Raw genomic sequence first — 19,482 nt, forward strand, 5'->3', positions numbered from 1 at the left:
TCAGCCCTTGATGCCGGTTGCGGCGATGCCGCGCACGAAGTGCCGCTGCAAGGCGAGGAAGAAGAGTGCCGTCGGCAGCGTCGCCACGACGGCGGAAGCCATCAGCACGCTCTGCTTCATCGACATGCCGGCGCCGCCGACCAGCGTCGCCAGGCCGACGGGAAGCGTGCGCGTCTCGTCGGAATTGGTGGCGATCAGCGGCCAGAAGAAATTGTTCCAGCTGGCGACGAAGGTGAAGATCGCAACGGTGGCCAGCCCCGGCTTGGTCAGCGGCAGGAGGATGCGCCAGAAGAAGCCGAAACGGCCGCAGCCATCCATGATGGCGGCATCCTCCAATTCCCGCGGCACGGCCTGGAAGAACTGGGTGAGCAGGAAGACGCCGAAGGCGTTGGCCGAAGCCGGCACGGTCAGGCTGAAGATGCTGTCGACCAGGCCGTAGCTGTTCAGGCCGAGGAACAGCGGCACGAAGAGGAGTTCATAGGGCAGCAGAAAGGTCGCGAAGATCACGCCCATGATGATGCGGCGGCCGGGAAACTGCATGCGCGCCAGCGGATAGGCGGCCAGCGCGTCGACGGCCAGGGTCAGCAGGGTCGTCAGAATACCGACGACGGCAGAATTGCGGAACCACGTCAGCATGGGGAAGCGCTGAAACAGCGCGGCATAGGCTTCCAGCGTCGGGTGATCCGGGATCCAGGCGGGCGGATAAGCGTAGATCTCGCTTTCCGGCTTGACCGACGTGACCAGCATCCACAGGATCGGCGCGCCCCAGAGCGCCGTCACGACGACCATCAGCAGATAGGCGAGCGTGCGCCCACCAAGCGACTTTCCCGCTCGATTGGAGCGCCGGTCCTGCATCAGATTGCCTTCATCAGCTTCATCTGGGCCAGCGAAAAGATCAGCGTGATCAGGAGCAGCACCACGCCGGCGGCGGCGGCCGGACCCATCTCGAAATTCTGGAACGCGGTGAGATAGATATATTGCACGATTACGAAGGTGCTCGCCTCCGGCCCGCCCTGCGTCATTACATAGGCCTGGCCGAAGACGCGCCAGCCATTGATGATGGTGAGGGCGGTGACCAGCGCCATGGCCGGCCGCAGCAAAGGCAAGGTGATGTAGACGAAGCGCTGCCAGGGGCCGGCGCCGTCGAGCGTGGCGGCATCATGCAATTCCTCGGAAATGTCCTGCAGCGCGGCCAGGAAGATGATCATGTTGGTGTTGACGGTCCACCAGATGGTGGTGATGGCCAAAGCCGGCATCGACCAGTGCGGGTCCTTGAGCCAGGCGACGGGCTCGAGGCCGATGGTGGTGAGGTAATAATTGACGAGGCCGGTGCCCTTGTCGAACAGCCAGCCCCACAGGATGCCGACGGTCGAGACCATGACGACATAGGGAAGGAACACCACAGTCCTCACGAAAGCGGTGCCCTTGAGCTTCTGGTCGAGCAGTATGGCCAAAGCCAGGCCGAGCACGACCATCGGGATCGCCGTCAGGAAGACGAAGTAGAAGGTATTCTTGATCGCGGTCAAAAACAGCGGATCGCCGAAGATCTGCCGGTAATTGTCAAGCCCGATGAATTCGGGTGCGCCGAGGATATCCCAGCGCATGAAGCTGATGCCGACGGCGGCAAGCGTGGGCAACAGCATGAAGGCGATGAACAGCGCCAGATAGGGCGACAGGAAGAGATAGGCGGCAAGCGTCATGCCACTGCGCACTGCCCCTCCCTCCTGCGCCGATGCGCGGCGGGCCCTGGAACGGCCCGCCGGCTGTGATGCCAGCGATGTCATCAGCCCTTCTTCAGCTGCGCGTCGAGACCTTCCTTCATCGCCTTCAAGGCGTCGGGCACCGGCTTCGAGCCGCTGAGCGCGGCCTGCAGATTGGTGACCAGCGGCGTCGGCTTGTCGAAGGAGAAGACCGAGAGATATTGCGGGATCAGCGGCTCGTAGACGATGTTGGGCAGGTCGTCGACGAAGGACTTGAAATATTTGTACTGCTCGGTGCCGGTGAAGGCCGCACTCTCGCGCACCGCCTTGCTCTGCGGGATGATGCCGACGGTGGTGGCGGGTGCTGCGAAGTTGTCGAAGAACCACTTCATGAAGGTGCCGTCGGCGGCGAGCTTGTCGTCGTTTTTCTGCTTCGACACGGCCATGCAGTGCGAGTTCGCCCAGACCGCCGCCCTCTGGCCGAACACCGGCAGCTGCGCGGTCATGAAATTCATCTTCTGCGCCATGCGCAGATTGACCTCCCAGGGGCCGATGAACTTCATGGCGACCTGCTTCGAGGCGAAGGCGTCCTCGCCCTTGTTGCCGCCGACCTCGGGATTGGTCACGCCATGCACTTTGATCAGATCGACGAGATATTGCAGCGCCTTCCGCGAGGCCTCGCTGTCGACCGCGGCCAAGCCCTTGTCGTCGAGGAAAGTGCCGCCGTTCTGATACATCAGGCTGAACCAGATCCAGCGCGCCGTTGCCCAGGTGTTCGGCAATTCGAAGCCGTAGCGCGTGACCTTGCCCCTGCCGTCCTTGACCGTGAGCTTCTTTGCCCATTCGAGGAATTCCTCGCCGGTCTTGGGCGGCTTGGCCGGATCGAGGCCCGCCTCCCGCACCATGTCGACATTGTAGTAGAAGCCGAGCGGATGCACGTCGAGCGGCGCGGCGTAGACCTTGCCGTCGAAAGTCACGCCGGTGCGGCCGGCATCCGGAACCTGCGACAGGTCGAGGCCGGACGAGGCGACGACGTCGTCGATCGGGCGGATGACCTTGCGCGTGGCGAATTCCGGCAGCTCGGTGATGTGGAAGAGCACCAGGTCGGGCGCGCGACCGCCGGCCGAGGAGACCACCCATTTGGAGAACAGCGTATCCCAGTCGTAGCCAGTGGGCTCGACGGTGACCCCCTTGCCGCCCTTGTTGAAGGTATCGATGACGCCGTTGAGCGCGGTGGTGTTGTCGGCGCCGGTCCAGCCATGCCAGAGCGTGACCTTCTCGTCGGCCGCGAAGGCGCCGCGCGGCAGCGCGCCGGCCAGCGCGGCGCTGGCAACGAGCGCAAGCGCCTGGCGGCGTGTCTGCAGGGATTTTAGGAAGACATCATTTGCCATTGTTTCCTCCGATCTATGGCCTTGTGTCAGGGGTGGTGAAGCACGCTCAGGCCGCCATCCGCGACGAGGCAGGCGGCGTTGATGAAGGGGCATTCGTCGGAGACGAGAAAGACCGCCGCCATGGCGATTTCCTCAGGCGTGGCGATGCGCCCGCCCGGATGCAGCGCCAGCGTCTTGGCCCGCGCAGCCTCCGGATCGTCGAAACTATTCCAGTAATCGACGACCTTCTGGGTGGCGACATAACCGGGCGCCAGCGCGTTCACGCGCACATTGTTGCCGGCATATTCGATCGCCAGCGATTTGGTCAGGCCGAGCAGAGCATGCTTGGCGACGGGATAGGGGAAGGTGTGCGGGATGATGGTGAAGGCGTGCGTGGAGGCGATGTTGAGGATCACGCCGCCGCCCTGCCCGATCATCCCCGGCAGCGCCGCCCTGGCGCAGTGCCAGGCGCCCTTCACGTTGACGTCGAGATTGCGCGTCCAGTCCTCCTCGGTGGCGTCGAGCGGCGTCGAGAAGACGTTGACACCGGCATTGTTGATGACGGCGTTGACCGGGCCGATGGCCTGCGTTGCCGCCACCATGCAGGCCTCGATCGCCCTGGCGTCGGCGATGTCGGCCGCAGCATGCGCCACCTTGCCCAGACGGCCGGCACTCTCGGCGAGAAGGTCCGCGTCGCGGTCGACCAGGAACAGCGCGGCCTGCTCGCGCAGGCAGGCCTCGGCGATGGCGTAGCCGATGCCTTGCGCGGCACCGGTGAGGAAGATGCGTTTTCCGGAGAGACGTCCCATCAGCGCCGCCCCAATGCCGAAGAACGCAGATTGTCGAGGAGCACGGCCAGGAGCAGGATCACGCCTCTGACGATGTATTGGTAGAAGGCCGGGATGTTGAGCAGGTTCATGGCGTTCTCGGCGATGCCCATGATCAACACGCCGACGATGACGCCCGACATCGTAGCCCTGCCGCCGGCAAGCGAGACGCCGCCGAGCACGCAGGCCGAGATGACCGAAAGCTCTAAGCCCACCGCGGCGTTGGGCTGGCCGGAGGTGATGCGCGAGGCAAGCAGGATGCCTGCGATGCCGCAGACCACGCCCTGGAGCGTGAAGATCCAGATGCGCGTCCGGTCGACATTGACGCCGGCAAGGCGCGAAGCCTCCGGATTGCCGCCGATGGCCAGCGTGTTCTTGCCGAAGACGGTGCTGTTAAGCACAAAGCCGAAAATGGCGAAGAGCACCGCCAGCACCCAGATCGGCGTCGGTATGCCGAGCAGCTTCGACAAGGCAAGCTGATAGAAATCCGGGCTGTTGATGCCCACCGCTCTACCGCCCGACGAGATCAGCGCGAAACCGCGCACGATCTGCATGGTGGCCAAAGTCGTGATCAGGGCGTTGATGCGGAACTTGGCGATGACGACGCCGTTGACCCAGCCGACGACGGCGCCGCAGACGATCGCCGCGATGAGGCCGAGCAGGATCGAGCCGGTTGCGTTCGAGGCCATCACAGCGACCATGCCGGCGAAGGCGACGATAGAGCCGACCGACAGGTCGAAGTCGCGCGCCGCGAGGCAGAACATCATCGTGCAGGCAACGATGCCGACGGTGACCACGGACTGAAGCAGGCCAAGCATGTTGCGGTCGGTGAGGAAGTTCGGCACGAGCAGCGACACCAGCGCGAAGGCGACGATGAAGATGACGACGAGGCCTTGTTCGCCGAGCAGGACCTTCTTCAGTCGACCGGTCATTAGAAGTCCTCAGGATGCGATCGCGTCGGGGGTTTTCTTGTCGGGGAGCGCCGCGGCCAGGATCGCCTTTTCGGCAAACTGGTCGCGCGCGAGCTCGGCGTTGATGCGCCCGCCGCACATCACCAGGATGCGGTCGCAAATGCCCATCACTTCCGGCAGCTCGGAGGAGACGACGACAATCGCCATGCCCTCCTCGGCCAGTCGGTAGAGCAGCTCGTAGATCTCCGATTTGGCGCCGACATCGATGCCGCGCGTCGGCTCGTCGACGATGAGCACGCAGATGTTCTGCTCCGACAGCCAGCGGCCGAGGATGACCTTCTGCTGGTTGCCGCCCGAGAGATTGACGATGTCCTGCTTGCGCGACGGCGTGCGCACCTTGAGCTTCTTGATGAAGGTTTCGGCTGTCGCGATCTCGCTGGTCCGGCTAAGCATACCGAAGCGCGTGTGATGGCGCCTGGACGAGATGTTGATGTTCTCTTCGATCGAGCGGCCCTGGATGATGCCGTCATGCTTGCGGTCTTCGGAACAGAGCACGACGCCGGCCCTGATCGCGTCATGCGGGCTTGCGGCGGCAACCGCCTTGCCGTCGACCGTGATCGTGCCGCCCGAACGCGGGTCGGCGCCGAAGACCAGCCGCATCAGCTCCGAGCGTCCGGCACCGATGAGGCCGAAGAAGCCGACAATCTCGCCGGCGCGGGCTTCGAAGCTTGCCGGCGTGCGCAGCCTGGCGCCGCTTAGATTGTCGACCTTGAGGCGAACCTCTCCCGCCTTGCGCGGACGAAAACCCCAGATGTCGGAAATCTCGCGGCCGACCATTTCGGCCACGACCTGATCGCGCGTGACATCTTTCAATGATTGATGATGCGCGGCGAGCTTGCCGTCGCGCAGCACCGTCAGGCTGTCGCAGAGCCGGAACACCTCGTCGAGGCGGTGCGAGACATAGAGGATGACCTTGCCCTCGCCGCGCAGCCGGTCGATCAGCTTAAACAGTATCTCGCTTTCGCGGGACGACAGCGATGAGGTTGGCTCGTCGAGCGCGATGACGCGCGCATCGAGCATCACCGCCTTGGCGATCTCGACCATCTGGCGTTCGCCGATCGAAAGCGTCTTGACCTTGCGGCGCATGTCGATGTCGATGCCGGCCGATTTCAGCTTGGCGCCGACATCGTCGAGCATGCGGCGGCGGGCGATGACGCCGGCGCTTGCCGGAAAGCGTCCGAGGCTGAGATTCTCGGCGACGCTCAGCTCGGGGACCAGCTGCAATTCCTGGTGGATGACGATGACTCCATTGTCGAAGGCGTCCCGGGTCGAGGCGTAGACCTGGATCTTGCCGTCGATGCTTATCTCGCCGGCATCGGCATGCTGGTCGCCGGACAGGATCTTGATGAGGGTCGATTTGCCGGCGCCGTTCTCGCCCATCAATCCGTGCACCGCGCCTTTTTCGACGCCGAACGACACATCCGACAAGGCTTTGACGCCCGGATAGGTCTTGGTGATGTTGGAGAATTCGAGAAAGGACACTGGGCTTCGATCCTTCTTGAGCATGCCAAACAGGCGGCGGCATCAAGCCGCCGCCCGTTTGTGCAGGGAGGACTATTCGATGCCGAGGTCCTTGCGCACCTTCTGGTAATCGTCGCGCTTGGCCAGCGCGCCGGAGGTCAGCGTGAGCTTCGCCGGCTCCTTGTTGTTGGCGATCCAGTCATACATGTTGAGCGCCGTCTCGTAGCCGTGGCGCTTGGGCGAGATGATCACCGTGCCGACGAAGCCGGTGGCGGCGGGCTTCTTGAACTCGTTGATCGCCGATTCCGCGCCGCCGATGCCGACGCCGATCATGCCGTCCGCCGGAATGCCGACGCTTTCGGAAGCGCGCACGGCGCCGAGCACCGCCTCGTCATTGAGGCCGAAGGCAATCCACTTCTTGATATCGGCATGGGCGTTGAGCACCACGGTCGCGGCATTGAGCGCGGCTTCCGTGTCGGTCTTGGCCTGCGGCGCGTCGAAGATGTTTTCGGCCTTGAAGCCGGCGGCCTTCAGCACCGAGATCGCGCCTTCAACACGATCGACGGCGGTCGGCAGCTGGTCATACGAAACGCGGATCGCGCCGACCTCGTCCATCTTCCAGCCGCGCGCCTTCATTTCGTCGACGATGGCCTGACCCACGGCCTCGCCGATCTTGGTGGCGGAGATGCCCATATGCGGCACATCCTCCAGCGGCTTACCGTCGGCACCGACGAGGCGGTCATCGACCGTCATCAGCTTGAGATTGTTGGCGGCCGCCTTGGCGACGATGCCGGGACCGAGCTTCACGTCCGGCGTGCAGACGACGAAGCCTTGCGCTCCTTGAGCGCCCAGATTGTCGATCGCCGACATCAGCTTCTCGCCGTCCTCGGCGCCGATCTTGACGAGAGTGAAACCCTTTTCCTTGGCGGCCTGGTCGGCGAACTTCCATTCGTCCTGGAACCAAGGCTCCTCCGGCTGTTTGACGATGAAGCCGATCTTGGTGTCCTGAGCGTAGGCCGACGCGATCGGGGTGACCGACAAGACGGCGAGAGCACCCGCGACGAGCGCGGTTTTCAAAAGTCGCATGATTACCTCCCAGCAAACAGCCGAGCGCTCAGCCCGGATTGCCAGTGTGTAATCAATTTTATCATACCCGTCAATTGATCTGGTATGATAAATAAGATAGGTAGTCCGATAAGTAGTCGCTGGCGCAAATCACTCGCATCCGCTAAGGCCGGACCAATTGCGCGCAAACCGAAGGGTTCGCTGCCTTGGAGGAGGGGCTGAGGTGAACGAAACACCGAAAAAGGCTGACGAGGACACGCCAATGCGCGAGACGGCTCGCCGTCCGCGCGTCATGCCCGACGTGACCGAGGCGATTGCCTCCGACATATTCTCCGGACGCTATCCGGCCGGGTCGTCGTTGCCGACCGAGAACGATCTCGGCATCGAATATGGCGTCAGCCGCACCGTCATCCGCGAAGCGCTGAAAGTGCTGGCGGCCAAGGGGCTGGTGCTGTCCCGGCCACGCGTCGGCACGGTGGTGTGCGACCAGGACAACTGGAACATCATCGACCCGCAGGTGCTGGCCTGGCATGTGCCGCATGCGCTGGACGACAAGCTGTTCGACGCGATCCTGGAAACCCGCCGCGCCATCGAGCCGCTGGTCGCCGAACTTGCGGCAACGCGCGCGACGCTGCAGGAGATCGCCGATCTCGAAGTGGCCTGGCAAGGCATGGCCGGCGCAGGCGAGGACCTGACGCAGTTCTCGCGCTCCGACATCGTCTTCCACCAGATCGTCTATGGTGCGAGCCACAACCCGATCTTCCGCCAGATCGGCAAGCTGATCGACACGGCGCTGTTGTTTTCGCTGGAAGCCACCGCAACGATCTCGCCGGTCAGGCGCAGGGAAGCGGCGGCGGCTCACGGCGAGGTGGTCGAGGCGCTGCGCATGCGCGACGCCGTCGCCGCGCGCAATGCGGCGAACAAGATCCTCGACCTTGCCGCGCGCGACCTCGTCAGCGCCAAGAAACTGAAAAACAACTGAGACCGGCCGGCCGCATGAAGATCACCGCTCTGACCACCTATATCGTTCCGCCGCGCTGGCTGTTCCTCAAGATCGAGACCGATGCCGGCATCAGCGGCTGGGGCGAGCCGGTGGTCGAAGGCAAGGCGCTGACGGTCGAAGCGGCGGTCAAGGAACTGGCCGACTATCTGATCGGCAAGGATCCGCGTTTGATCGAGGATCATTGGACGGTGATGCATCGCGGCGGCTTCTATCGCGGCGGGCCGATCCTGATGAGCGCCATTGCCGGCATTGACCAGGCGCTGTGGGACATCAAGGGCAAGGCGCTCGGCGTGCCGGTGCATGAATTGCTCGGCGGCAGGCTGCGCGAGACGATCAGGGTCTATTCCTGGATCGGCGGCGACCGGCCGGCGGAAGTGGCGGCCGGCGCTAGGGATATGGTGGCGCGCGGCTTCCAGGCCCTCAAGATGAACGGCACCGAGGAGCTGCAGATCGTCGACAGCCATGACAGGATCGATGCTGCGGTCGAGCGGGTCGCCATGGTCCGCGAGGCGGTCGGGCCGAATATCGGCATCGCCGTCGATTTCCACGGCCGCGTGCACCGGCCGATGGCACGCATCCTGGTCAAGGAGCTGGAGCCATACCGGCTGATGTTCATCGAAGAGCCGGTGCTCAGCGAAAACCGCGAGGCGCTGAAGGAGATCGCCGCGCTCGGCTCGACGCCGATCGCGCTCGGCGAACGGCTCTACAGCCGGTGGGACTTCAAATCGGTATTTGAGGAAGCGGTGGTCGACATCATCCAGCCGGATCTCTCGCATGCCGGCGGCATCACCGAATGCCGCAAGATCGCGGCGATGGCCGAAGCCTATGACGTGGCTGTGGCGCCGCACTGCCCGCTTGGGCCGATCGCGCTGGCCGCATGCCTGCAGCTCGACGCCGTAAGCTACAACTGCTTCATCCAGGAGCAGAGCCTCGGCATCCACTATAACACCGGCAATGACCTGCTCGACTACGCCGCCAACAAGGACGTGTTCCGCTATCAGGACGGCTATGTCGCAATTCCCGAGGGACCCGGACTGGGCGTCGAGATCGACGAAGATTATGTCAAGGAGCGCGCCAAGGAAGGGCACCGCTGGCGCAATCCGGTCTGGCGCCACAAGGACGGCTCATTCGCCGAGTGGTAGGCCGGCCAAGATTCGGAAGGATTGGTTTGCGAGGCAACGCAGACAAAAATCAAGCCCTAAGGCATCAAATGATACTTTTGGTATAGATGAACTCACAAGCGGACAAATTCGAGCCGCACGTGCTTTGCGGAACGGTTCAAGGTCTCGCTCGCTACGATCAAACGACTAGAGCCTCTGACCGGTCCAATAAGTGCAAACAGGGTGACCATTGACGCATTGCGACGCGCACTCGAATCCGCAGGCATTCAGTTCATCCCGGAGAACGGTGGTGGTGCGGGCGTCCGGCTCGCCAGCCGTTCTGATCAATCGTAGCAACGTTTCGCAGTCAGCATCAGAGGACGCCTCGCCCGATATCGGGCGAGGCGTCTGCCGATTCACTCGCCGCTGCGGCGGTTGGGGCGGGACCAGATGAGGCTGTGGCCCTCGCCTTCCTCGTCGGCGAAGAGGTTGGCGTAGATGGGAGCGGTGAAGCTCGGATCGTCGAGCTTTAGCCCGAGATAATCGCGGCCGTCGTTGGAGCGCTTGGACCAGGCGGCGCCGATCTCGACCTTACCGACCACCACGCGGTGGCTTGGCGCGTTCTCGCCGCTGGCCCGGGTGTCGGGACGATGCGCACGCCCTTGGCCTGGACGCTAAGGGTGACGATCTCGCCGGTGAACTCGTTCGCATTGGTCTTCTTGAAGGTGCCGATGGTAGCCATTTCAGTCTCCGTTTTTCGTTTCCGAGCCCGCACCATGCGGCCTCGATGGCGATCGTGAGGCCGAAGGCGACCGCCGCCGCATCGCTTGCGACCGCAGCAAAGCGCAGGATGGCGCAGGCGCGCGTTTCTTGATTGCGCGAGGAATGGGCTTCGCCCAGGGGAAGAAACGCGCGACGCACCATTGCGGTATAGGCGGTCGAGGCTTCAGCCGTCCTTCGGCCAGATCAGCCCGTTCGAGACGTCGTTGGTGCGCTCTGAGAAATGGAAGAAGGAGGCAGTGACGGCATGGTGGCTCAGAAACAGAGCGGATTGGTTCTCCAAGGAGCGAGCTACACTGGCTTGCCTACATCAAAGCCTTTATCTACCCGGTGACAAGCGGCCATGACGGACGACCATGAATGTCTTATTTCGGGCCAATGCAAACCGACAGCTTCAGACCTGGCACATGCGACAGCAGCCATTCGGAACGGCTGGATCGACATCGCTTGGACAGACAGTCCGGGTTCACATGGCGCTGTTCCTGGCGGCCTCCAGCGCATTCACGAAACGCAGTGACTCCTGTAGCGCGGCCCGAATGGTCGGCATATCGACAGGCGTATTTCGTCGTTGCGGGTCGCGGTGCTGAGGGCGCTCCAATCGCAATGGCATTTCGATGCTGACTGGAAGCGCCGGGGGGAGCATTCGCCAGTATTTCAGGTAATCGACGGCGCCATTGCCGAGAGCACAGAACGTCCATCCTGCATCGCGGCTGACAACGCCCTTGAGATGTGCATGACCAATCGTGTCGATGGCTGCCCCGATATCTTCTGCAGGCTGCGTTGCCTCATGGCTATAGGTGAAGACGTTTCCTGCGTCGTGATTCAGGCAGACTTGGCGCGATCCGATTTCGCGTACGAAGCCTGCTCCCATTCGAGCATTGCCAAGTAAATCGCCCCTGCCGTGGCCGGGGTTCTCGAGCGCAAGAGTGACACCGGATTGCTCCAGCCTCGGCAGAACGGCATCGATCGCCCTCCGTATGCCCGCCCTTTTCGTCATCGGGCCGGCATTGGTAATCAGGAAGGACGCGCCGAGAGCGCCAGCAAAGTTGATGCGCCGGGATAGCTCATCCACCGCTTCTGGTCCAGACAGGTCAAGATGAGCCGATACTGCCTTGATGCCAAGCCCGGCGGTTTCTGCCATTGCTCTCAGCCTCGAGGCGTTCGTGCTGGTGAACATGCCCTCCTCGAAATCGATATAGCCGCGAATGAAGGCCGGCTCGACATGCATGGCGCCAGCCTGCGCGATTTCTTGGATGGCCAGTTCCATGGAATAGCCATCAAAGAGCGCGGTGGATACCGATATGACCCGAGGCGTCGAAGGCAGTGCTCAGACTCCCTTGCCATATACGATCAGTTCGGAGGCTTCCTTCACCTTGGCCGGCGACAGGGCGTCTCGCCAATCGTCGCGGACCACGACGCCCTTGGCGAAACGCATCAGACGCAGCGCCGCATCCGACGGCACTTTCGGCGAATAACCGAACCACATTGCGATCTCGACATTGAGATGGCCAATCAGAAAGTCGAGAGCGGCCTTTCTCGGAATGCCATATTTGCGCTCGCACTCTTCGACTGCCTCGACCATGGTGTCGACGAACGGCATCGCAACCATTTCGGATAGACCAGGCTCAAGGATTGCCAATTGCTCCACCGTAAGCCGATGACTTTCAATGATCGGTGACCACATCGCTTTGCACACTTCCTCGCCAAGCGTGTAGTGCTCTTCTGGCCCTTGCATCAGGGCGCAGACGATCGATTGCTTAGCCACGCCGCCATGATAGTCGCGGCGAGCCGCCCACTCCGTTTCGTCATTGAACAGGGGGGGATGGCAGGGATGGCCGACAAAATAGGTTAGATCCGGCCGATCCTTCGGCAGATCCCCGGCATAAGGGGCCGCCGCATCGAGAATGAGAAGCATGGTGCCTCTCACGAGTATCGACGAGATCTGCCGCGCCACCTGACCGATCACATTGTCCGGCAAGGCCATCACCACGACCTTCGCACCAGGAATGCCCTGTTCCATTGCGACAGCGGTAATACTGGCTTCCGCGAGCCTGTTACGGCCGACCTCGCCGATTTCCACGGCTCGGACGTCGTAGCCCGCTTCGATCAGCTTGCGGGTCGCGCGGAAGCCCATCTTCCCCCCTGCTCCAAGCACCGCAACCGATGTTGTCATTAGCTTTCCTCCCATGATGGTGCGCCGACGGCGCCAAGTCAGCCGAACGCCTGCAGCGCGGCCTCGAGTTCAGGGTGCGTGGCGGCATAATCACGCGCAAGGATGCCCGCGGCCGCCGCGTCAAAAGCATCATGCAGGCTTCGCACACCTGCACCCGGCCCGCCTGGATGCGCCATGATGCCGCCACCGCAGCAATAGATGAAATCGTTGCAGCCGAGCCTGCCGAAAGTGTCAGCCGCCTGGACCGCGGTCTGTCCAGACGAAAACACCGGCATAACCGTATCGGGCCGGCTTGCGCGCGCGAACATTGGGGTCAAGCAGGCGCGGGCCGAGGCCATCACGGACTCATCCTGCTCACAAAATTTGTTGGACAGACCATTGACGTGCATGTGGTCGATCCCCGCCAGCCGCCAGAATTTCTGATAGGCGAGATAGCTCATGCCGAGGTCGGGAGAGCGGCTGAAGAGGCCCCAGCCTGCGCGGTGGCCATGAAGAGCAACGGAGGAATGTCGGCGCACTTCGATGACGCCGGATAGACCGACCGAGTTCAAGACCAGCATCGCGCAACTTCCGCCGCGCCGCTCGATCAGGTCCAACTGACGCCGCATTGCGTCGACATCTCCCGAGATGTTGGCCGCGTACATCACCTTGCGGCCGGTTCTATCCGCATGCCTGTCTATCACCGCCATGACCGCTTCAAATCGGGGCTCAAACGGCGAGTGCGGAGGATCTCCCATCAGTTCGTCGTCCTTGATGAAATCGACGCCTGCGGCAATCAGCATATCGGCAAGAGCGGCCGTATCTTGCGGTGTGAGACCGACGCTCGGCTTGATGATCGTGCCTATCAAGGGGCGCCCTTCCACACCTGTCAGACGGCGTGTTCCCTCGACGGCGAAGGCGGGACCCGGGTAGGCATCCGCGAAGACGTCAGGAAAGGTGACATCGAGCAGCCGCATGGCCGAGAAATGATGCAGTTCGAATAAGTTTCCGAGAACCGTTGACCACACCGAAGCAAGGACGGTGCCGGTATTCTCGATGTTCCAGGAAAGTCCGACCCTCGCGCGGCGTGGTTTAGAGGCTTTCGCGGCAGGCGGCGGACGCGAAAACGGCAGCGCTTCGTTTTCTACCTCCACGACGTCGTCGATGAATTCAACACGTGCCCCAAATCGCTCCAACAGTTGCGGAGTCTCTCCCGGAATAGCCCGGAAAGTCCCACTTGATTGTTCGCCCGCCATTGCGGCTGCCGCAACGTCTAGTGGGTAGCGGGTTTCGAGGAGATAGGTGGCGAAGATTCGATCGGTCAAGCTCTGGACGTCCTTCGGGATGACAGAAGGCAGCGTTAGCAGCAAAAAGATATCATGTCATCATATGACTTTGGGAGGGAAAAATTTTTTGCTGAGCCAGACCTTCACCCAGATCGATCGAGGATCAGTTTCGAATATAGCTCATTCGCCCGGCCAATATGTTCGGCCATGGCAACACTGGCGCCCTCCGGGTCGCCGCCGGCGATCGCCTTGTAGATTCGTTCATGCTCCTCGATTGTCAGGCGCTCGGCTCCTTTCAACGCCACGAGGTCCCGCTTGAATCGAGACAGCCACTCGAGCATTCCCTTTGCCACCGCCGCGATCATCGAGTTGCCGCTCATCTCGGCGATGACCGCATGGAATTCCATATCGGCCGCCACAAATCTAGGCTGATCGCCTTTGGCCTCGCGCAATGTGCGCAGCGTCTCGGCAAGTCGTTCCAGGTTTTTGGCGGTAGCGCGGCGTGTGGCGATCCGGACCAGGCCGGTCTCCAGCAAAAGCCTGACTTCCTTGAGTTCCTCGAGACCACGGGAGTTTGTCGCGAGCATCATCACCATCGCCGCGGAGACCTGGTCAACGATCACCTCGGGAGTGGGGTTGATGACGCGCGCGCGTTCTCCATGGGAAATCCTGATAAGCCCCATCTGCTGGAGCGTCAGCATCGCTTCCCGGATCGACGGTCGCCCCACGCCGATCATCGTCATCAGCTCCTTTTCCGACGGCAACTGGGAGCCGGGCGGAAACTCGGACGTTGAGATCGCCGCCATCAGGCGATCTAGGACTTCCACATACAACTTCTTCTTCTGGACCGGCTCCATCCGCCCCTCTTCGATCGTTCTTCTAAGTATCGACCCTGAGTCGCAGCCGAAAACAAGGCCGGGCCATAATTGACATGACATATATGATGACCTAACGTCCGTCTATGGCTTTGCGTGCGGAGCGACGGGAAGATGGGCTACCGGTGGCGGCTCTTCCCAGCACCGCTTGCCTATGGGAGGTATACTGGTATAACATGTAGATGGTATGGCGTCTTGGGGGAGGCGCCATAGAAATGTAAGCAGGCCGACCGTGTTGGCGGTGTTAATTTGGGAGGAAATATCATGAAGTTTGCAGTAATTGCCGCGCTCGCCGGCGCCGCGCTCGCCAGCGTTTCGGTTCTGCCGGCGATGGCGTCGCCCGATGCGCCGGTTATCGCCCTGGCCAATGCCTATTATGGCAACACGTGGCGCCACCAGATGGTTGAAGCATTTGAGGCTTCGGCCAAGGAGGCCAAGGCTAAAGGGCAGATCGCCGACTACATCGTAATGAACGGGGACGGGTCGGTGGCGCAGCAGAACAGCCAGATTGCTGAACTGATTCTGAAGAAGGTTGACGTGCTCGCCGTCGATGCCGCTTCCGAGACCGCGGTCAACGGCGTCATCGAGAAGGCCTGCAAGGCAGGCATAATCGTCATCTCCTTCGACTCGGTTGCTTCGGCGCCATGCAACTACCAGCTCAATTTTGACTTCAAGGGCTACAAAGCGGCCCAGGCTGAAGCCGTCTTCAAGATGCTCGGCGGCAAGGGCAACGTCATTCAGGTACGCGGTGTGAAGGGCTCGGCGCCCGACAACGACATGTTCAATGCACAGCAGTCGGTGCTGGCGAAGTATCCCAACATCAAGGTGGTCGCCACCGTCTATGGCCAGGCAACGGCCTCCGTGGCGCAGGCAGCCATCGCCAATGTCCTGCCCTCCCTCCCACATGTCGACGCAGTGCTTGCTCAAGGCGGCAGCGACGATGTCGGCATCGCACAGGCCTTCGTCCAGTATGACGGTGAGTACAAGAACAAGATGCCGATCATCGAAGGTGGCGGCGGCACCGATTTCGTCAAGTGGTGGGCCGAGGAGAACGCCAAGAACGGCTATCAGACCGTGTCGATGAACACCACGCCGGGCATTGGCGGCGCCGCTTTCTGGCTCGGTCTGTCGCTGCTCAAGGGCGCCAAGGCGCCCAAGCTGATGATCATGCCGGTGGCGACAGTCGATGCGAGCAACTTGAAGGACTATGCAAAGCTGCCAGGCGGGCAGATCATCAGCCCGAGCTACTCGCTAGACTGGGTCAAGCAGAACCTGCTCAGCAAATAAGCCAGGCAATTCGGGGATCGGGCGCCGCCGCACGGCCGCGCCCGATCGTTGTCCGCGCAACCGGAGGACGAATGTCCCACATCGCCGTTGTCGTAGAGGGCACCGCTGCCGCCCCTGCTGGACCGAGCGTCGTTTCGCTGAGCGGGATCACCAAGAGTTTTGGGCCGACGCTTGCCAATGCGGGGATCGACCTGTCTGTGCGGGCCGGCGACGTGATCGGGCTCGTCGGCGGCAACGGTGCCGGCAAGTCGACGCTGATGCGCATTCTGTGCGGCGCGATGTGGCCGACGCTAGGCGCGATTTCCTTTGCCGGCGAAGAGGTGCCTTTCGCAGCCTACAACACCGGCGAAGCGCAGCGCCGTGGCATCCGCATGGTGCATCAGGAGCTGTCGCTATGCGCCAACCTGTCTGTCGCTGAGAATTTCTTCCTGGAGAGCCCTGGCGACTCGGCAAGCCGGCCGGGCTGGCGGGCGTTGTATCGAACCCGCGCCCGCGCGGCGCTCGACGCCGTCTTCCCGGGCAACGGCATCGACGCCGATGCCGAGGTCGGCCATCTCACGATTGCCGAACGGCAGATGGTCGAGATCGCGCGTGCCGCGGCTACCCCCGGCGTCAAGCTGATCGTGCTCGACGAGCCGACCTCTTCTCTCGACCTCGACCGCTCGAAGCAGCTCCGAGCCTTTGTCCGCGGACGGGCAAAGGCCGGACTCGCCTTCATCTTCATCAGCCACAAGCTGCAGGAGATCATCGACATCGCCACCGAAGTCGTGGTGCTGCGCAACGGCCGCATGGCCTGGCAGGGCCACGCCTCGGATGCCTCGATCGGCAAGCTGGTGCAGTTGATGGGTGGCGACGCCAATCCGATCCATCAGCATAGCGTCTCCGCCGCATCCTCGCAGGATTTGCTCGTGCGGCTCTCGGGAGCGCTGACCTCGGAGCTCGGCCGCGACGTCGACATCGTGCGCGGCGAGATCGTCGGGTTGGCCGGGCTCGAGGGCAGCGGGCAGAAAGAGCTGCTGCACGCGATCTTCAAGCCCGACCGGAAACAGCAGGCGACCGTCGCCAGGCATGCCGAGGCAGGCTTCATCGCCGGTGACCGGCAGAAGGAAGGCGTATTCCCGCTGTGGAGCGTGCTCAGCAACATCAGCATTGGCGCGCTTGCCCGCCGGTCGGCGCTGGGCGTCGTTTCCGAGCGCGCCAACAGCGATACGGCGAAACGCGCCGCCAGCAAGCTGCGGCTCGACGACACGCGCTTCCAGTCCAACATCACCGAGCTCAGCGGCGGCAACCAGCAGAAGGCACTGGTGGCGCGGGCGCTGGTCGCTGACACGCCGGTCATCTTGCTCGACGATCCGACACGAGGCGTCGACATAGCCACCAAACAGGATTTCTATCGGCTCTGCAACGAAGTCGCGCGTGGCGGCAGAGCGCTGATCTGGCATACGACCGAGGACGCGGAACTGCTTGCCTGTGACCGCGTGCTGGTCTTTTCCGGGGGCCATATCGTCAGCGAGCTGGCGGGCGAGGCTATTACCGAGCAAGCCATCGTCGGCGCCTCCTTCGCGCAACCGGCGGTCAGCCAATCCAATGTCGCCAGCAAGCGGACCGCCATGGCGGGGCTCGGGCGCAAACTGGTCAATGCCGCGCCGTTCATCGGGCTTGCCGCCGTGCTTGCCATCATGATCGCGATCAATCCAGCGGTGGCCTCGACTTTCGGGCTCGACCTTCTGCTGATGCCGGCGCTGTCGCTAGTGCTGGTGACGGCGGCGCAGATGTTCATCGTCGGGGGCAGCGAGATCGACCTCGGTGTCGGCGCCTTCGCCGGCCTGGTCAGCGTGCTCAGCGCCACGCTGCTCTACGACCAGCCATGGCTCGGCACGGTGGCGCTGGTGGCCGCGCTCGCCGCCTATGCCGGGCTTGGCGGCGTTATCCAGGCGCGCAGGATCCCGGCCATTGTCGTCACGCTGGGCGCATCCTTCATCTGGGTCGGCATCGGCTACGCGCTGCAGCCGACACCCGGCGGCGCGAGTCCGGACTGGCTGACCACCCTCTTCGGCTGGTCGATCGGCTTTATGCCGACGTCGATCATCATGATCGCGGCCGTGGCACTGATGGTGCTCGCCATTGACCGCTTGCCGCTCGGTGTGGTGCTGCGTGGCTTCGGCAACAACCCGGCTGCAATGATCCGGTCCGGATGGTCGCCGACGCGCTATGCGCTGGTGCGCTATCTCATTGCCGGCCTGTTCGCTGGTGCCGCCGGCCTGTCGCTGACGGCCATCAACACGGCCAGCGACATCAACTCGGGCAATTCCTTCACGCTGCTCAGCGTCGCCGCCGTGGTGATGGGCGGCTGCTCGCTGATCGGCGGCATCATTTCGCCGGTCGGCGCCGTCGCCGGCGCGGTGACGCTGTCGCTGATCGGCGCGCTTCTGGGCACCCTCAGCGTCAGCAGCGACTATAACGCCGCCACGCAAGGGTTGATCCTGATTGCGCTGCTCACCTTGCGCAGTCTGACCGCCGATAGCAGGAGCGAGTCATGAACGCATTTGCCAGCTTCGGCATCTGGGCGCAACGCAACCGCTGGATTTGGGCGGCGATCGGCGTGCTCATCCTCTGGCTGGTGCTCTCCGTCGTGACAAACCGCTTCAGCCTCTCCAGCCTGTCCGGCGTCATCCTCTCGGCATCGTTCCTGACGATTGTCGCAATCGGCCAGATGTTCGTGGTGACAACCGGGCGCGGCAACGTCGATCTCTCCATCGCTTCGGTTATCACGCTCAGCGCCTTCGTCGCGTTGCTCACCATCAAGGGACAGGATGCCAACCTTGCCATCGGCGTCATCGCCGCGATCCTGCTCGGCTTAGGCGTCGGGGCGCTCAATTCGCTCCTCGTCGTCGGGCTCGGCATTCCGGCGATCATCGCGACGCTGGCGACCGGCTATGTGCTAGCGACCGCAACGCTCTTGTCTAACAAAGCGATTCCGGGTTTCGCGGTCAGCCCGGCGCTGAAGGAACTGGCGACGGGCCGTATTTCCGGCGTGCCGATCATGGCCGCCATCGCCATTCTCGGCGTCGCCGCAACCTCCTTCGTTTTGCGCTACACGGTGTTCGGTCAACTGCTGTCAGCGGTCGGCCAGAACCGCGCCGCGGCCCGGCTCGCGGGCATCCGCAGCGGTCCGGTGGTCGCATCGGCCTTCATCATCTCCTCGGTGCTGGCATCGCTCGACGGTCTGCTGCTCGGCGCCTATATCGGCGGCGCCTTCCTGGAGATGGGCCAGCCCTATCTGCTGCAATCCATCGCCGCGGTGGTGCTCGGCGGAACGCTGATCTTCGGCGGATCGGCGACGGCTTTAGGGACGCTCTTCGCCAGCATCCTGCTCATCCTCATCGTCACCACCATGCAGATCATCGGTCTGCCTCCGGGCGCACAGGACATCGTGCAAGGCATCGTTGTCATCTTCGTGCTTGCGCTGGCCGGGCGCCAGGCAATGGCACGGCGCACGCCCGCCGACCTCGCGGACGGCGACAAGGACCCGGAGGCGACGACGAAAGTGCCGGCGGCGGTCCAGCCGAGATGAAGGACAAAGTCATAGACAATCCTCTTGCCAA

The 19,482-nt window shown here is 62.9% G+C and carries 16 protein-coding genes and 1 pseudogene; 5 read left to right on the forward strand and 12 right to left on the reverse strand.

What is annotated here, in order from left to right; all coding sequences use genetic code 11:
• From FJW06_RS23190 to FJW06_RS23220, 7 genes are all read right to left on the reverse strand, one after another.
• A complete protein-coding gene (locus FJW06_RS23190; RefSeq protein WP_140754851.1) occupies positions 1-855 on the reverse strand; it encodes a carbohydrate ABC transporter permease in 855 nt (284 codons plus the stop codon).
• A complete protein-coding gene (locus FJW06_RS23195; protein WP_181178518.1) occupies positions 855-1,712 on the reverse strand; it encodes a sugar ABC transporter permease in 858 nt (285 codons plus the stop codon). Before FJW06_RS23195 ends, FJW06_RS23190 begins: the two co-directional genes overlap by 1 nt.
• A gap of 71 nt (positions 1,713-1,783) precedes the next feature.
• Positions 1,784-3,091, reverse strand: a complete 1,308-nt coding sequence (locus tag FJW06_RS23200; protein WP_181178519.1) for an ABC transporter substrate-binding protein — start codon at positions 3,089-3,091, stop codon at positions 1,784-1,786.
• A 26-nt stretch (positions 3,092-3,117) separates the two neighbouring features.
• A complete protein-coding gene (locus FJW06_RS23205; protein ID WP_140754857.1) occupies positions 3,118-3,882 on the reverse strand; it encodes an SDR family oxidoreductase in 765 nt (254 codons plus the stop codon).
• Positions 3,879-4,829 (reverse strand): L-arabinose ABC transporter permease AraH, encoded by a 951-nt coding sequence (araH, locus tag FJW06_RS23210; RefSeq protein ID WP_140754859.1) that lies wholly within the window; start codon positions 4,827-4,829, stop codon positions 3,879-3,881. Before araH ends, FJW06_RS23205 begins: the two co-directional genes overlap by 4 nt.
• A 9-nt stretch (positions 4,830-4,838) precedes the next feature.
• Positions 4,839-6,350 carry an L-arabinose ABC transporter ATP-binding protein AraG gene (araG, locus tag FJW06_RS23215; protein WP_140754861.1) on the reverse strand — a complete coding sequence of 504 codons (1,512 nt, stop codon included), beginning with the start codon at positions 6,348-6,350 and terminating at the stop codon, positions 4,839-4,841.
• A gap of 72 nt (positions 6,351-6,422) precedes the next feature.
• Positions 6,423-7,415 carry an arabinose ABC transporter substrate-binding protein gene (locus FJW06_RS23220; RefSeq protein WP_140754863.1) on the reverse strand — a complete coding sequence of 331 codons (993 nt, stop codon included), beginning with the start codon at positions 7,413-7,415 and terminating at the stop codon, positions 6,423-6,425.
• 241 nt (positions 7,416-7,656) lie between these two features.
• Between FJW06_RS23220 and FJW06_RS23225 the strand changes: the two genes are divergently transcribed.
• Both FJW06_RS23225 and dgoD read left to right on the forward strand, forming a co-directional pair.
• On the forward strand, positions 7,657-8,376 hold the full coding sequence (locus tag FJW06_RS23225; RefSeq protein ID WP_140754913.1) for a FadR/GntR family transcriptional regulator: 720 nt from the start codon (positions 7,657-7,659) through the stop codon (positions 8,374-8,376).
• 14 nt (positions 8,377-8,390) lie between these two features.
• Entirely contained in the window at positions 8,391-9,539 is a 1,149-nt protein-coding gene (dgoD, locus tag FJW06_RS23230) for a galactonate dehydratase (protein WP_140754865.1), read from the forward strand.
• A 374-nt stretch (positions 9,540-9,913) separates the two neighbouring features.
• Here dgoD and FJW06_RS23235 read toward each other — a convergent pair.
• From FJW06_RS23235 to nanR, 5 genes and pseudogenes are all read right to left on the reverse strand, one after another.
• Positions 9,914-10,239: pseudogene (locus FJW06_RS23235) on the reverse strand (DUF736 domain-containing protein).
• Between the two features lie 504 nt (positions 10,240-10,743).
• On the reverse strand, positions 10,744-11,544 hold the full coding sequence (locus tag FJW06_RS23240) for a sugar phosphate isomerase/epimerase (RefSeq protein WP_140754867.1): 801 nt from the start codon (positions 11,542-11,544) through the stop codon (positions 10,744-10,746).
• Between the two features lie 60 nt (positions 11,545-11,604).
• On the reverse strand, positions 11,605-12,450 hold the full coding sequence (locus tag FJW06_RS23245; protein WP_140754869.1) for a phosphogluconate dehydrogenase C-terminal domain-containing protein: 846 nt from the start codon (positions 12,448-12,450) through the stop codon (positions 11,605-11,607).
• 38 nt (positions 12,451-12,488) lie between these two features.
• The gene (locus tag FJW06_RS23250) at positions 12,489-13,754 is read right to left on the reverse strand and encodes a ribulose-bisphosphate carboxylase large subunit family protein (protein WP_140754871.1); all 1,266 of its coding nucleotides are present in this window, start codon (positions 13,752-13,754) and stop codon (positions 12,489-12,491) included.
• Positions 13,755-13,858: 104 nt separating this feature from the next.
• Positions 13,859-14,572, reverse strand: coding sequence for a transcriptional regulator NanR (gene nanR, locus FJW06_RS23255; RefSeq protein ID WP_140754873.1), 714 nt, complete (start codon positions 14,570-14,572; stop codon positions 13,859-13,861).
• 282 nt (positions 14,573-14,854) lie between these two features.
• Between nanR and FJW06_RS23260 the strand changes: the two genes are divergently transcribed.
• The 3 genes from FJW06_RS23260 to FJW06_RS23270 all read left to right on the forward strand — a co-directional run bounded on the left by FJW06_RS23260 (position 14,855) and on the right by FJW06_RS23270 (position 19,451).
• A complete protein-coding gene (locus FJW06_RS23260; protein ID WP_140754875.1) occupies positions 14,855-15,877 on the forward strand; it encodes an ABC transporter substrate-binding protein in 1,023 nt (340 codons plus the stop codon).
• Positions 15,878-15,948: 71 nt separating this feature from the next.
• Complete coding sequence (locus FJW06_RS23265; protein WP_140754877.1) at positions 15,949-18,417, forward strand: ATP-binding cassette domain-containing protein; 2,469 nt, start codon at positions 15,949-15,951, stop codon at positions 18,415-18,417.
• Positions 18,414-19,451 (forward strand): ABC transporter permease, encoded by a 1,038-nt coding sequence (locus FJW06_RS23270; protein ID WP_140754879.1) that lies wholly within the window; start codon positions 18,414-18,416, stop codon positions 19,449-19,451. The genes FJW06_RS23265 and FJW06_RS23270 overlap by 4 nt, the downstream gene beginning before the upstream one ends.
• The last annotated feature ends 31 nt before the right edge of the window (positions 19,452-19,482 follow it).

The sequence above is a fragment of the Mesorhizobium sp. B4-1-3 genome (genome assembly GCF_006439355.1).
In the GTDB taxonomy this organism is placed as follows: domain Bacteria; phylum Pseudomonadota; class Alphaproteobacteria; order Rhizobiales; family Rhizobiaceae; genus Mesorhizobium.